The organism is Bradyrhizobium sp. SUTN9-2 (assembly GCF_003122645.1).
GTDB classification, from domain to species: Bacteria; Pseudomonadota; Alphaproteobacteria; order Rhizobiales; family Xanthobacteraceae; genus Bradyrhizobium; species Bradyrhizobium yuanmingense.
The window spans coordinates 2,706,451-2,720,838 of the sequence record NZ_LAXE01000001.1; the positions used below are offsets into that span (position 1 = coordinate 2,706,451).

General features: G+C 64.7%; 8 protein-coding genes and 4 pseudogenes. 11 read left to right on the forward strand and 1 reads right to left on the reverse strand.

What is annotated here, in order from left to right; translation table 11 throughout:
- Nucleotides 1-230 precede the first annotated feature (230 nt).
- The 3 genes and pseudogenes from XF30_RS12285 to XF30_RS12295 all read left to right on the forward strand — a co-directional run.
- Complete coding sequence (locus tag XF30_RS12285) at nucleotides 231-1,250, forward strand: IS110 family RNA-guided transposase (protein ID WP_109142855.1); 1,020 nt, start codon at nucleotides 231-233, stop codon at nucleotides 1,248-1,250.
- Between the two features lie 201 nt (nucleotides 1,251-1,451).
- Nucleotides 1,452-2,367, forward strand: a pseudogene (locus tag XF30_RS12290) (IS3 family transposase); the annotation flags it as partial.
- Nucleotides 2,368-2,473: 106 nt separating this feature from the next.
- Nucleotides 2,474-2,798: pseudogene (locus tag XF30_RS12295) on the forward strand (DUF736 domain-containing protein); the annotation flags it as partial.
- A 141-nt stretch (nucleotides 2,799-2,939) separates the two neighbouring features.
- Here XF30_RS12295 and XF30_RS12300 read toward each other — a convergent pair.
- Nucleotides 2,940-4,265 carry a DUF3422 family protein gene (locus XF30_RS12300; protein WP_109142856.1) on the reverse strand — a complete coding sequence of 442 codons (1,326 nt, stop codon included), beginning with the start codon at nucleotides 4,263-4,265 and terminating at the stop codon, nucleotides 2,940-2,942.
- 1,301 nt (nucleotides 4,266-5,566) lie between these two features.
- Between XF30_RS12300 and XF30_RS12310 the strand changes: the two are divergent.
- From XF30_RS12310 to XF30_RS12345, 8 genes and pseudogenes are all read left to right on the forward strand, one after another.
- Nucleotides 5,567-6,167, forward strand: a pseudogene (locus tag XF30_RS12310) (7-cyano-7-deazaguanine synthase); the annotation flags it as partial.
- A 268-nt stretch (nucleotides 6,168-6,435) separates the two neighbouring features.
- Nucleotides 6,436-7,638: a cytochrome P450 gene (locus XF30_RS12315; RefSeq protein WP_109142858.1), complete on the forward strand. Its 1,203-nt coding sequence runs from the start codon at nucleotides 6,436-6,438 to the stop codon at nucleotides 7,636-7,638.
- A 93-nt stretch (nucleotides 7,639-7,731) separates the two neighbouring features.
- Nucleotides 7,732-9,015 (forward strand): cytochrome P450, encoded by a 1,284-nt coding sequence (locus XF30_RS12320; RefSeq protein ID WP_109142859.1) that lies wholly within the window; start codon nucleotides 7,732-7,734, stop codon nucleotides 9,013-9,015.
- A gap of 1 nt (nucleotide 9,016) precedes the next feature.
- Nucleotides 9,017-9,307, forward strand: coding sequence for a ferredoxin (locus XF30_RS12325; protein WP_109142860.1), 291 nt, complete (start codon nucleotides 9,017-9,019; stop codon nucleotides 9,305-9,307).
- Between the two features lie 4 nt (nucleotides 9,308-9,311).
- On the forward strand, nucleotides 9,312-10,157 hold the full coding sequence (locus XF30_RS12330; protein WP_109142861.1) for an SDR family oxidoreductase: 846 nt from the start codon (nucleotides 9,312-9,314) through the stop codon (nucleotides 10,155-10,157).
- Complete coding sequence (locus tag XF30_RS12335) at nucleotides 10,157-11,500, forward strand: cytochrome P450 (protein WP_109142862.1); 1,344 nt, start codon at nucleotides 10,157-10,159, stop codon at nucleotides 11,498-11,500. Before XF30_RS12330 ends, XF30_RS12335 begins: the two co-directional genes overlap by 1 nt.
- A 153-nt stretch (nucleotides 11,501-11,653) precedes the next feature.
- The gene (locus tag XF30_RS12340; protein WP_109145685.1) at nucleotides 11,654-12,652 is read left to right on the forward strand and encodes a polyprenyl synthetase family protein; all 999 of its coding nucleotides are present in this window, start codon (nucleotides 11,654-11,656) and stop codon (nucleotides 12,650-12,652) included.
- A 193-nt stretch (nucleotides 12,653-12,845) separates the two neighbouring features.
- Nucleotides 12,846-14,387: pseudogene (locus XF30_RS12345) on the forward strand (hypothetical protein); the annotation flags it as partial.
- Between the last annotated feature and the right edge of the window lies 1 nt (nucleotide 14,388).

Here is a 14,388-nt window from a genome sequence, read left to right on the forward strand (position 1 = left end):
TTTTGAGGCCTTCATCGTTGTTCGCTCCTCCCAGCCGGGGAATCGATGCGAAAAACTCTAGCCAAAAATGGTCTAGTTTGCCGGCCTCAGATCAGAAGAAAGACGGACAAATGAAGCGAGCAAGGTTCACGGAAGAGATGGGGTATTCGGTCCCGATCGCCTGACCTATTTGCTGCGCAGCACGTTTTGACTGACGATCATGGACCAACTCTATCCGAAGGAGAAACGTCATGATCTACGTCGGCCTCGATGTTTCGCTGAATTCCGTTGCGGTATGTGCGGTGGACGAGACCGGAAAGCTTATCCGGGAGGGAACGACGTTGGCGGACGCGCCATCGATTGTGCGGTACCTCGAACCATGGGCTGGTCAAGTTGAACGGGTGGGCCTTGAGGCAGGACCGACGTCAGAATGGCTGGCCGCCAATCTAATCGAACTGGGGCTGCCGGCCGTCAGTTTGGAAGCCCGCCAGGTTAAGGCGGCACTTTCGGCCATGCCGGTGAAGACCGATCGGAATGACGCCCGTGGGATTGCGCAGGTGGTGAGAACGGGATGGTTCAAGCCTGTTCACGTCAAGAGCATCGGCAGCCAAAGGGCGCGGACGCTGGCCGCGGCTCGCAAGCATATCATCCGCTACATCGCTGCCACAGAGCAAATCATCCGCGGACTTCTGCGTCCGTTCGGTCTCAAAGTCGGAATCGTCTCGCGCACTCTGTTCGCGACGCGAGTTCGTGAGTTGGTCGGCGGTGACGCCTTGCTGGAGGCGATCATGAATCCGCTGCTTGCCGGACGCGAAGCGCTGATGCGGGAGTACGCCCGACTGCATCGTCTGGTTCTGAAGGCGGTGCGCAGTGACCCGGCTTGTCGGCTCTTGATGACGATGCCGGGGATCGGCCCGGTCTCTGCGTTGACCTTCCGCCCCACTGTGGACGATCCTAGGCGATTCCTGCATTCTCAATCTGTCGGCGCCTATCTCGGGTTAACGCCCCGGCGATACCAATCTGGCGAGGTTGATCGGGTGGGACGGATCACAAAAGTCGGAGATGGAGAGACGCGCACAGCCCTGTTCGAAGCTGCCAACGTCGTTCTCAGGCCATCAACCCGATGGTCTCCGATGAAGGCCTGGGCGGTGCGTGTTGCCCACCGGCAAGGAAGCAAGAGTGCGAAGGTCGCGCTGGCCAGAAAGATGGCTGTCGTCCTTCACCGAATGTGGGTTGATGGAACCGAATTCCGATGGACGGCGGTGGCGTAAGGACGCCATCGTCATCCCAAGAGACGCCCGTCGCGGGGCGTAGGGATGGTCGAGTTCGTATGATCTGTCGTGGCGTCCGCCCTCCAGGTCGGGTGACTACGCCGAAGAGCTTGAACCGACCATTCAACCGAATCCCATCGTGTGGCGGCTTTGCCGACCACGAACAGAAGCAAGGTACCCGCGGCACGCGCTCTTAAGGGATTGACAGAAGCAGACCGAATACAGAAGCAGATTATCGGGATTTTGAAGGAGCACGAGGCCGGGGTGTCGGTCACCGATCTATGCCGCAAGCACGGCGTGAGCGACGCCAGCATCTACAAATGGAAGGCCAAATTCGGCGGCCTGGACGTGTCCGAAGCGAAGCGGCTGAGGGCCTTGGAAGAGGAGAACGCGAAGCTGAAGAAGCTTCTGGCCGAGCAGATGCTCGATGCGGCCGCACTTCGCGAGCTCTTTTCAAAAAATTGTAGGGCCTGCCGCCAAGCGCGCTGCGGTCGCGCATCTGCAGGCTGTCATGAGCCTGTCGGAACGGCGGGCCTGCTCGATCGTGGAGGCGGATCGGAAGATGATCCGCTATCGCTCCAGCCGCCCGCCGAACGCAGTTCTGCGTGGCCGATTGCGCGATCTCGCCAACGAGCGGCGGCGTTTCGGCTATCGCCGTTTGTTCGTCCTGCTGCGGCGGGAGGGCGAGCCAACGGAGATCAACCGGATCTACCGGCTTTATCGCGAGGAAGGGCTCACCGTCCGCAAGCGGCGGGCTCGCCGCCAGGCCGTGGGGACCCGTGCCCCGATCCTGGTCGAGGCGAGGCCGAACGCGCGCTGGTCGCTGGACTTCGTCCACGACCAGTTCGCCAATGGCCGACGCTTCCGCATCCTCACCATCGTCGACGACGTCACCAAAGAATGCCTGGGCGCCATCCCGGAGACGTCGATCTCGGGGCGGCGCGTGGCCCGCGAACTGACGGCAATCGTCCAGCGCCTCGGCAAGCCAGGAATGATCGCGTCAGACCATGGCACCGAGTTCACCTGCAGCGCCATGCTCGCCTGGTGCAAGGACGCAGCCATCGATTGGCACTTCATCGCACCGGGAAAGCCGATGCAGAATGGCTTCGTCGAGAGTTGCTGTCCAGCCCCTTCGGGGTGCGCCGTCGATCGCCTCCGGCCTGTCGATCACCATCGAGGCCGCAATGTGCGGGCTCGGAAAACAGAGATCGAGGAGAACTACCATGGCGACCATCGGCACCTTCAAGAAGACCGGCAGCAACGAGTTCAACGGCGAAATCATCACCTTCTCGCTGCAGGCCAGGAACGTCCGCATCGTCCCCGAGACCAGCCGCTCGGGCGACAACGCCCCCAGCCACCGGATGTATGTCGGCCGTGTGGAGATCGAGGCCGCCTGGACCAAACACTCCAACGAGGGCCGCAATTATCTGGGTCTCAAGCTCGACGATCCGAGCTTCACTGCTCCGATCTTCGCCAACCTCTTCGGCCGAGGAGGAAGGTGAGGGCTTCAGCCTGATCTGCTCCCGCCCCAGCAGTCGCAACGGCGACAGACCCGATCCAAAAATGCCTCGCCCGGTTGGTCCGCGCGGGGCATTACCTTGCGCAGGAGCCGGCCGCGATCTTGCGGCAGCGTCGCAACACGACCATGCGAGCTTCGCAGGATGAACGCACTGATTGCCTCAATGAGCTTCAGTCGCAAGCAACTGAGGGCGCGTCGTCGTGCTTGAGGTGTCGCTTTCGGACATTGTAACTCACCAGCCAGATCACGCCGATTGCGATCGGCACGAAGGCTGCGGTCAGGAACGAGGGCTCTACTCGCAGTCCGACATCATGCGCGCCCTTGGCAAGATAGCTAAACAAACTGACCACATAATATCCTATCGCCCCGACCGACAATCCTTCGACCGTGCACTGCAGCCGAAGTTGCTGTCTCGCGCGCTCGTTGATAGCCTGCAACAGGTCGCGATGTTGTCGCTCGATTTCGACGTCGACACGGGTTCGCAACAGATCGGCGGCACGCGCGAGCTTGACCGACAGAGCCGCCTGACGATCCTCTACGGTCGCGCAGGTTCGCATTGCGGGCGCCATGCGGCGCGCCAGAAACGACGACCAGGTTGGATAACCCGAGACATCGTTGCCTTCAATGATGGACAGTCGCGATTGGACCAGCTCGTTGTAGGCCCTGCTGGCGCCGAAGCGAAACAGGCTGCCGGTCGCGCCTTTTTCGAAGGAGGCGGCCAGCGCCGTCAGCTCGGCAAGCAGATGGTTGTTGAACTGCAGCCCCTCACCGCTTTGCATTTTTTCGAGCGCCTCAACAAGACGGCGGTCGATGCGATCAACGGAAGGTGCAAGCTCAAGGGCCGCCGACAGGCCAAGCAACGCCAGTGGACGGTAGGTCTCGATCTCCAGGAGCCGTTGCACCAGCGCTCCGACGTCGTGCGGCGTCAATCCGCGGTCGCAGACGAGGATTTTCGTAAAGCCTTTTTCGTCTACGCGGAAGTCTGAGGCGGCAACGCCTGCGCCGCTCTTTGTTGCAACCATGGCTAGGCTGTTCTTGTCAAAAACCTGTTCGGCGCGCCTGGTCGGCGAGGCGTCCTGCTCCACTTCTAGCCTGATCGCGACCAGCAACTGTCCGGTCTGACGCAACGCGTGGATCAGCGATCGGACGGTACCATCAACTTTGTCAAAGCGGTCTGCGGCAGAACCATTTGTGTTACTCCAGATCCAGGTGAATGTTGTGAATTCCGAATGCTGCTCCCAGCGTAGCGTAGCGGACCCGATGACAATCTGATGAAGTTTCGCCGATTGCTCAGGTGGCGGAAGATTGCGCTCGAGGCAAAAATCGATAAAACGGCACCGATCGCTTGTGGCCGCCTCACCCTGCGCAAGAAAAGCCAAGTGGATCACGCTGAATGGCGAAACAAGGCGCGTGAAAGGGCGTGCGTGCACTTCGCCGAGCACGGCGTCGCGTTGCGGATGTGGCGTGAAGGTTCGCAGATCCAACTCATCGACCATGTATTGACGCCTCTCTTCAGGTGAGCAAGCAGCCGTCAGCCGCGCGAGGCCGTGGCAAGCAGGAGCGTCTTCCGTTCCCCCAGCGCGGTGCAGACAGTCGACCTCCGGTGCGGCAACCACATTGTCGATTGACAGATCGAGGCCCAAACACGACTCCCATCTTGCTGCCGCCGCCCATGACGCGGAGAGGCGGTGCAGGATTCAGGCCAGCACTGTAAAAGGGGGCACGCTCGCGTCCTTTGGCGCAATGTGGCTTTCGAAGACAGTTGGAGGCGGGTTTCAGACATGAAACGCGCTTGTATCAGGCCACAGAAAATTGCGTGCTTCGCACGGTGATCGCCCGCCGGGCTGCTACATTATCTGAGACGCCATGCTGTGGACGGATTTGTCCATGCAGAGGCCGGCGACTGACCGCGCCCGGACCAGCCGGGCAAGGCTTGCCCGATGGGCTGATAACGTCACGTCGCGTGAGGTTGGCGTGATCACGCAGCCGGAACGCACGCCGTCATCGTCGTTTGAGATGACATTCAGGGCAGTGCAAGCGCCGCGGCTCGACCGCAGTGAGGCACATACGTGGCGAATGTCGTGAGCGATCGACCGAATAGCGGCGGATCACAAGTACGGCCGACTCGACTTGGCGGGCGTATTGCTCGAGTGCGGTCGCGGAGGTTTTGATCCGTCGTAGCCACGAGGCCGAGATCCGGTTTCCGTTGAATTCGCTCGCCGGTCTTTGTGCAGGACACGAGGATCGCCACGTTCTCGGGCGCAATCGGCGCGAACTACCGGACTGCGCGCCAGCCTCCAATGGCTTCTAGGTGCAGTTGGAGACATCGGGCGCCATTCAGGTGCAACCCTGCGCGTGGGTGACCATCAGCCCGAAAGTTGGCATGCCCAGCGGGCTCGGTGTTTGGGACGAAGCGCTGCGGCGTGGCAACGAGATCAAACATTGCGCGGGCAAGCCTGCCGATATCGAGAAGCTCCTGGCCCTCAACATCCCTCGCGAGTTCATGCCGATGAGATATGACTGCAGCCCTTGAGCAAAGCCGAAAGGCGACGAAGCTTGCAGTCAGGAGGCGACTGCGTGCGACCGGCGTGTCAGCATTCAGACGCACAAGTATCTCGGCGTGCGGTAAGCAACCCAGAGCGCGTTAAGCGTTCTGCGGCTTTCACCTTGACGATCATGAATTGCGTCCTCTAAGACTGAACTCAATAGGGAAAGCGGCATTCATCGCAGGCTTCTTTGCCGTTGTTCGCCATTGCCAAGCGCGCCTAACTCTTCACATTCTAAGCGAATCCTCTCAATGACCAATTTCCCATCCGAAACCACGCTGGTTCTATTTTATGGCGGACAGGAATTCCGTCACCTGCCTCGCTTGAGCGCTGTCGGGCTTTGCCCGGGTTGAGACCGTCGGCTTTGCCTACGGCCAACGCCAAGCGATCGAGCTGACTTGCTGCGATCGGTTGCTGAACGGACTGAAGAAGCTGCGCGTAGACTGGGCGAGCAAGCTCGGCGACGACCATACGCTTGAGATCTCCACACTGGCTGCGATATCGAAGACCGCACTGACCCGCGAGGTGGCGATCGAGATAGGCGCGGACGGGATGCCCAACACGTTCGTGCCAGGCCGCAATCTGATCTTTTTGACCTTTGCCGCGGCGCTCGCCTATCCGCGCCGGATTTCTCATATCGTTGGCTGTATGCGCGAGAAAGATCATTCCTGCGCCCCCGATTGCCGGGACGTGACCATCCGCGCGCTGAACGGTGCGCTCAATCATGGCATATTGATGGACTGTCACGTACACACGCCGCTGATGTGGCTGGACAAGGCGGTGATTTGGCGGCTTGTCTCCGAGCTCGGCGAGAGCAGGCCTTTGTCGGGCACTTGCTGTGTCGGATGTCGGTATTGAGACTAAATGCCAGAAACCTGACAATGCGCGCCGCTACGAAGTGCCTGCTGAGCCTGCAATTCAGTTCGGCACGCGACTTGCTCCGTTCACGGCATCATCATCAATCGCAGTGCGATGGTCTTCGGGATGGACACGGCGCGCGGCGCTGTTCCCGTCCGGTCCGTTCCGACGGTTTGCTGTGGCAATGACTGGTGCTCGGTTGCCCCGCAGCCGCTGCCGGTTACCTTCCGCTCTTCTATCGCTAAACGGGTGAAGTGCCTACATGTCCGAGCAACCCTTGCCTACACTGCCGATGTGGCGCGTCGACCACATCGAGCCCTCGCCCGAGATGTTGGCGCTGCGCGCCGACGGTCCGATCCAGCGCGTGCGCTTCCCGTCCGGGCACGAAGGCTGGTGGGTGACCGGCTATGACGAGGCTAAGGCGGTGCTGTCCGACGCGGCGTTCCGGCCCGCGGGAATGCCGCCGGCGGGATTCACCCCGGATTCGGTGATTCTCGGTTCGCCAGGGTGGCTGGTCTCGCACGAGGGGCGCGAGCATGCACAATTACGCGCGATCGTGGCGCCGGTCTTCAGCGAGCGCAGGGTGAAGCTGCTCGCGCGGCAGGTCGAGGTGATCGCCGCGCAGTTGTTCGAGGCGCTGGCAGCCCAGCCGCAGCCTGCCGACCTGCGGCGCCACCTCTCCTTTCCGCTTCCGGCCATGGTCATCATGGCGCTGATGGGCGTGCCCTACGAGGATCACCCCTTTGTCGCCGGGCTGTCCGACGAGGTGATGACGCACCAGCATGAAAGCGGCCCGCGCAGCGCGTCGCTCCTGGCTTGGGAACAACTGCGCGCCTACATTCGCGGCAAGATGCAGGACAAGCGCCAGGATCAGGGCGACAACCTGCTAACGGATCTGCTCGCGGCGGTTGACCAGGGCAAGGCGACTGAGGAAGAGGCGATCGGCCTGGCAGCCGGCATGCTGGTGGCGGGCCACGAGAGCACCGTCGCGCAGATCGAATTCGGCCTGCTGGCCATGTTCCGCCATCCGCAACAGCGCGAACGCCTGGTCCGCGAACCATCGCTGGTCGACAAGGCGGTGGAGGAAATCCTGCGTATGTACCCGCCGGGCGCGGGCTGGGACGGCATCATGCGCTATCCAAGGACCGACGTGACCATCGCGGGCGTGCATATTCCCCCGGAAAGCAAGGTGCTGGTCGGCCTGCCGGCGACATCGTTCGATACGCGCCATTTCGTCGACCCGGAAATCTTCGACATCGGACGCCAGGAAAAGCCGCACCTGGCGTTCTCCTACGGGCCGCACTCCTGCATCGGCGGCGCGCTGGCCAGGCTGGAACTCAAGGCGGTGTTCGGTTCGATTTTCCAGCGCTTTCCCGAGCTGCGCTTGGCCGTAGCGCCCGAAGAACTGAAGTTGCGTAAGGAGATCATCACTGGCGGGTTCGAGGAGTTCCCGGTGCTCTGGTGATGTGCGGAGGCCGCTGGGGGATCGTGATCGTCTCGCAGCTGCCGGCTTGCCTGCCGCGCACCGGTCAGATCAGCCAGCCAACAGGTAACCAGGATGGACGTGCAAGAAACAGCATGCCGGGACGCCTTCGCCGAACTGGCGTCGCCGGCATGGATTCACGACCCATACCCGTTCATGCGGTGGTTGCGCGAGCACGATCCGGTGCATCGCGCGGCGTCGGGCCTCTTTTTGTTGAGCCGCCACGCGGACATCTCCTGGGCGTTCAAGGCCACGGGCGATGCGTTTCGGGGACCGGCGACGGGCGAACCGGCGCGCTATTTCCCCCGTGCGGCGAGAAGCCTGTCGCTCAATCTGCTGGCGTCCACGCTGGCGATGAAAGACCCACCGACGCATACGCGTCTGCGGCGGCTGATCTCGCGCGATTTCACCATGCGCCAGATCGACAACCTGCGGCCGAGCATCGCGCGCATCGTCGCAGCACGCCTGGACGGCATGGCGCCCGCGCTGGAGCGCGGGGAGGCGGTGGACCTGCATCGGGAATTCGCGCTGGCCTTGCCCATGCTGGTCTTCGCCGAACTGTTCGGCATGCCCCAGGACGCCATGTTCAGGCTCGCCCCCGACATCGGCGCCATTCTGGAAGGCCTGAGCCCGCACGCCAGCGATTCCCAGCTCGCGACGGCGGACGCGGCCAGCGCCAGAGTGCAGGCCTACTTCGGCGACCTCATCCAGTGCAAGCGCACCAATCCCCGCCACGACATCGTGTCGATGCTGGTCGGCGCCCATGACGATGATGCCGACAGGCTGTCGGATGCGGAGTTGATCAGCATGCTTTGGGGCATGCTGCTGGGCGGCTTCACCACTACTGCTGCGAGCATCGACCATGCCGTCCTGGCGATGCTGGCGTATCCCCAACAGCGGCACTGGCTGCAGGCAGACGCCGCGGGGGTGAAGGCATTCGTCGAAGAAGTCCTGCGCTGCGACGCGCCCGCCATGTTCAGCTCCATCCCGCGTATCGCCCAGCGCGACATCGAACTGGGCGGCGTGGTGATCCCGAAGAATGCGGACGTGCGCGTGCTGATCGCGTCCGGCAATCGCGACCCGGACGCCTTCGCCGATCCCGATCGCTTCGATCCCGCGCGGTTCTACGGCACCAGCCCAGGCATGTCGACCGACGGGAAGATCATGCTGAGCTTCGGCCACGGCATTCACTTCTGTCTCGGGGCGCAACTGGCCCGGGTGCAGTTGGCCGAGAGCCTGCCGCAGATCCAGGCGCGCTTCCCCACGCTGGCATTGGCCGAGCAGCCGACCCGGGAGCCCTCGGCGTTCCTTCGGACGTTCCGCGCGCTGCCGGTGCGGCTGCAGGCGGAGGGGAGCTGAGATGCGCGTTATGGTCGACCAGGATCTGTGCGGAACCAGCGGGCAATGCGTGCTGACGCTGCCGGGCACCTTTCGCCAACGCGAACCGGACGGCGTCGCCGAATTGTGCGTGGCGACGGTCCCGCAGGCGCTGCACGCCGCCGTGCGCCTCGCGGCCAGCCAGTGCCCGGTCGCCGCCATTCGGGTCATCGAAGGCGACGCTGGCGATGGCAAGCGCGGCAGCGCCGACCCTGCGCCTTCTCCAGCGGAGGCCGAGCGGCATGCCGCGAAAGACCAGCACAATCTAGGATGACACGATGGGACGGTTTGAAGGCAAAGTGGCCGTGGTGACCGGCGCCGGCGCCGGCATCGGCAAGGCATGCGCCCTCGCCATCGCGCGCGAGCGCGGCAGAGTGGTGGTGGCCGACATTGATGGCTCGGCGGCCATCGCCTGCACCGCGCAGATCGCGGCCGAAGCGGGCCACGCGCTCGCCCTGGCGATCGACATCGCCGATGCGCAGGCGGTGGCGGCGTTGTTCGAGACAGCGGAGCGGCACTTCGGTGGGGTCGACCTGCTGGTGAACAACGCGAGCGCGATGCATCTGACCCCGCGCGACCGTGCGATCCTCGAGCTGGACCTAGCAGTCTGGGATCAGACCATGGCGACCAATCTGCGTGGCACGCTGCTCTGCTGCCGGCAGGCCATCCCCCGGATGATCGCCCGCGGCGGTGGCGCGATCGTCAACATGTCGTCGTGCCAGGGGCTCAGCGGTGACACCGCGCTGACATCCTACGCCGCGTCGAAGGCGGCGATGAACATGCTGTCGGCCTCACTCGCCACCCAGTACGGTCATGCGCAGATCCGCTGCAATGCGGTTGCCCCGGGTCTCATCATGACCGAGCGACTCCTCGCCAAGCTGGACGCGTGCATGCAACGGCATCTGCGCCGCCACCAGCTCCTGCCGCGCGTCGGCCGCCCCGAGGACGTGGCCGGGCTGGTGGCGTTCCTGCTCTCCGACGATGCTGCGTTCATCACCGGCCAGGTCGTGTGCATCGACGGCGGCATGCTGGCGCATGTGCCGACGTACGCTGACGGTGGCAACAGCCCCGCCGCGCGGCCTGCCGGCGACACCGCCGAAGCGAACGCGGCACCGCGCTGCTGATGGACATGCTGCTCAACCCGCTGAACCGTCGGCATCGGCTGCGGCACGACATCCCGGTCGTGCCCGGCGCTTTCCCGCTGGTCGGGCATCTTCCCGCCATCGCCAGAGACCTGCCTCGCCTGCTGCGGCGCGCGGAACGGACGCTCGGTAGCCAGTTCTGGCTGGATTTTGGCCCTGCCGGCCACCTGATGACCTGCATGGATCCGGATGCTCTCGCACTGCTGCGGCACAAGGACGTGTCCTCGGCGCTGATCGAAGACATCGCGCCCGAATTGTTTGGCGGAACGTTGGTCGCCCAGGACGGCAGCGCGCACCGGCAGGCGCGCGATGCGATCCAGGCGGCGCTTCTGCCCAAGGGGCTGACGGAGGCCGGCATCGGCGAGCTGTTAGCGCCCGTCATCCGGGCGCGCGTGCAGAGGTGGCGCGACCGGGGCGACGTCACCATCCTGCGCGAAACCGGCGATCTGATGCTCAAGCTCATCTTCAGTCTGATGGGAATCCCCGCGCAGGACCTGCCGGGATGGCATCGCAAGTACCGGCAATTGCTGCAGTTGATCGTCGCGCCCCCGGTCGACCTGCCCGGACTGCCCTTGCGGCGCGGCCGTGCCGCCCGCGACTGGATCGATGCGCGGTTGCGCCAGTTTGTCCGCGACGCGCGCGAACATGCCTCGCGCACCGGGTTGATCAACGACATGGTGAGTGCCTTCGATTGTAGCGATGATGCGCTTTCAGATGACGTCCTCGTCGCCAATATCCGCTTGCTGCTGCTTGGTGGTCACGACACCACCGCCTCGACGATGGCCTGGATGGTGATCGAGCTGGCGCGGCAGCCTGGGTTGTGGGACGCCCTGGTTGAGGAGGCGCAACGCGTAGGCGCGGTGCCGACCCGGCACGCGGACCTGGCGCATTGTCCGGTCGCCGAGGCGCTGTTCCGCGAGACGCTGCGCGTGCATCCGGCGACGCCAATCCTAGTGCGTCGCGCACTGCGTGAATTGCGACTCGGCCAACGGCGCATTCCCGCGGGCACCGATCTGTGCATCCCGCTGCTGCATTTCTCGACCTCGGCGCTGCTGCACGAGGCGCCTGATCAGTTTCGGCTGGCGCGGTGGCTGCAACGCACCGAGCCGATCCGGCCGGTGGACATGCTGCAGTTCGGTACCGGCCCACATGTCTGCATGGGCTACCACCTGGCATGGCTGGAACTGGTGCAGTTCTGTATCGCCTTGGCGCTGACCATGCACGAGGCCGGGGTGCGGCCGCGGTTGCTGAGCGGCGTCGAAAAAGGCCGGCGCTATTACCCGACCGCACATCCGTCCATGACTATCCGGATCGGATTCTCATGAGCTGGCATCGCATGCCCCGCTTCGTGAAGGCAGCGGCGCCGGCGACGCGCGGCATTGCTGCACTCGGCGCACGCTCGGTGCGAGGCCGGCAACACCGCGGCCGCTCGCCGCTCGCCGTGGCCGTCTCCAGGCAGGTACAAGGACATGAACAACATGCAGACCGGTTCCACGTCACACGACGACCGAGCTGGCGTTCCCGCGAACGGCGGATTGGGCGCGCAGGCGCGCGGCGCATCCGGCAGGCTGCTGCCGGAGATCTGGATGCAGGACGGCGCAAAGCGGGTCGAACAGGCGCTGGCGCGTCTTCTCTGCGCCGAAGACGACGGTGAGACCAAGCTGATGGCGGCGATGCGCTACGCCACCTTGCATGGCGGCAAGCGCACCCGCGCCTTGCTCTGTTTGGCTGCCGGCGCACTGGCCGACACGCCGGCGCACATGCTCGATGATGTCGGTGCCGCCATCGAGATGATGCACGCCTGTACGTTGGTCCACGACGATCTGCCCGCGATGGACGACGACGTGCTTCGCCGCGGCCTTCCGACCGTGCACGTCAAGTTCGGCGAAGCCACCGCGATCCTGGTCGGGGATGCGCTGCAGGCGCACGCCTTCCTGACCCTGGCGAGCCTGGATGCGCCGGGCGACAACCGCATCGCGCTGGTACGCGAACTGGCGCAGGCGGTGTCCGCCGAGGGTGCCGCAGGCGGGCAGGCCATGGATTTGTCATTGGTTGGAAAGCACGTCGAGCTGGACAGGATCCTGGTGATGCACCGGATGAAGTGCGGAGCGCTAGTGCGCGCATCCGTTCGCATGGGCGCGCTATGCGCCATCGCGGAGGATGCCGCGCACGCTGCGCTGTACTGTGCGCTCGATCGCTACAGCGCCTGTTTCGGCCTGGCATTGCAGGTGATCGACGACATTCTCGACGCGACAGCGGATACCGCGACGCTGGGTAAGACCCCCGGCAAGGACGCGGCGGCGCGGAAGCCGACCTGCGCGTCGATCATGGGGCTGCAGGCAGCGCGCCAGTTCGTGCCGGATCTGTTGCGCGACGCGGGGGAGGCCGTCGCCCCGTTGGGGCCGCGTGGGGAACGGTTGGCGCAGATCCTGCAGCGGGCCAACGCGCATCTGTTCGAGCACGCGCCATGCGCATGAGCGCGCCCGTCCGCATGGCGTCGCCCTGTGCCGCTGCGATCGGCCGGAGGCAGCGGTGCATGCTGTGCTGTACCCGAGTCCGCGGCGCCGATCGCAGCGGTTGCCCAGCACGGCCGCAACGGGCCTGCGGCAACGTGCGCGGCGTCTGCCCGAGCCTGGTTTCCGTCAACCGTCTGCAGAAGGAACATCCCGTGTGAACGCGCTGGCTGAACAGATCCTTTCCGAATTGCGCCAACTGCTGAGCGAGATGCGCGATGGCGGCAGCGTCGGTCCATCCGTCTACGACACGGCGCGAGCTCTGCAGTTCCACGGCAACGTCACCGGTCGGCAGGACGCATACGCGTGGCTCATCGCGCAGCAACAGGCCGATGGCGGATGGGGAAGCGCGGACTTCCCGCTGTTCCGTCATGCGCCGACATGGGCGGCGTTGCTGGCATTGCAGCGTGTCGATTCTCTTCCTGGCGCTGCCGACGCTGTCCAGGCTGCAACGCGGTTCCTCCAGCGCCAGCCCGATCCCTATGCGCATGCGGTGCCGGACGACTCGCCGATCGGCGCGGAGCTGATCCTGCCGCGGTTTTGCGACGAGGCCGCATCCTTGCCGGGCGCCGGGGCGTTTCCGCGCCACCCGGCGCTGTTGCCGTTGCGGCAAGCGCGGGTCAAGCTGAGGACCGTGGCGACGTTGCCGTGCGGCCATCCGTTGCTGCACTCCTGGGAAGCCTGGGGGACGTCGCCGACCACCGCATGGCCAGATGATCACGGCAGCATCGGCATCAGTCCGGCGGCCACCGCCGCGTGGCGTGCGCACGCCGTGACAGAGGCGAGCACGCCGCAGGTCGGGCGCGCCGACGCGTATCTGCAGGCGGCATCGAGAGCGACGCGCAGCGGCATCGAAGGTGTCGTTCCCAACGTCTGGCCGGTCAATGTGTTCGAGCCATGCTGGTCGCTGTACACCTTGCATCTGGCCGGTCTGTTCGCGCATCCCGCGCTCGCGGGGGCGGTTCGCGTGATCGTCGCGCAGCTCGACGCCCGCCTGGGCGTGCGCGGTCTGGGCCCGGCCGTGCACTTCGCGGCAGATGCGGACGACACCGCCGTTGCGTTGTGCGTCCTGCGCCTTGCAGGCCGCGACCGGACGGTCGATGCGTTGCGCGATTTCGAAATCGGCGAGCTGTTCGTCACCTTCCCCGGCGAGCGCAATGCCTCGGTGTCGACCAACATCCATGCCCTGCATGCGTTGCGACTATTGGGAAAGCCTGCCGCCGGCACCAGCGCCTACGTCGAGGCCAATCGCAACCCGCACGGTCTCTGGGACAACGAAAAATGGCACGTTTCGTGGCTGTATCCCACCGCGCATGCGGTCGCAGCGCTGGCGCAAGGCAAGCCCCGGTGGCGCGACGAGCGCGCGCTGGCGGCGCTGCTGCAGGCGCAGCGCGACGACGGCGGCTGGGGCGCCGGTCGCGCGTCCACATTCGAGGAGACTGCCTATGCGCTGTTCGCGCTGCACGTGATGGACGGGAGCGAAGAGCCGACAGGGCGGCGGCGCATTGCGCAGGCGGTGGCGCGTGCGCTGGCGTGGATGCTCGCCCGCCATGCGGCGCATGCATTGCCGCAGACTCCGCTGTGGATCGGCAAGGAACTGTATTGCCCCACCCGGGTCGTGCGCGTCGCCGAACTCGCCGGGTTGTGGCTGGCGCTTGGTTGGGAGCGGCGCGTCCTGGCCGAGGGAACAGGAACGGCGC

Excerpts from the sequence above, each read along its gene's own strand:
- XF30_RS12285 (WP_109142855.1), top strand. The coding sequence starts at position 231 with ATGATCTACGTCGGCCTCGATGTTTCGCTGAATTCCGTTGCGGTATGT.
- XF30_RS12300 (WP_109142856.1), bottom strand. The coding sequence starts at position 4,265 with ATGGTCGATGAGTTGGATCTGCGAACCTTCACGCCACATCCGCAACGC.
- XF30_RS12315 (WP_109142858.1), top strand. The coding sequence starts at position 6,436 with ATGTCCGAGCAACCCTTGCCTACACTGCCGATGTGGCGCGTCGACCAC.
- XF30_RS12320 (WP_109142859.1), top strand. The coding sequence starts at position 7,732 with ATGGACGTGCAAGAAACAGCATGCCGGGACGCCTTCGCCGAACTGGCG.
- XF30_RS12325 (WP_109142860.1), top strand. The coding sequence starts at position 9,017 with ATGCGCGTTATGGTCGACCAGGATCTGTGCGGAACCAGCGGGCAATGC.
- XF30_RS12330 (WP_109142861.1), top strand. The coding sequence starts at position 9,312 with ATGGGACGGTTTGAAGGCAAAGTGGCCGTGGTGACCGGCGCCGGCGCC.
- XF30_RS12335 (WP_109142862.1), top strand. The coding sequence starts at position 10,157 with ATGGACATGCTGCTCAACCCGCTGAACCGTCGGCATCGGCTGCGGCAC.
- XF30_RS12340 (WP_109145685.1), top strand. The coding sequence starts at position 11,654 with ATGCAGACCGGTTCCACGTCACACGACGACCGAGCTGGCGTTCCCGCG.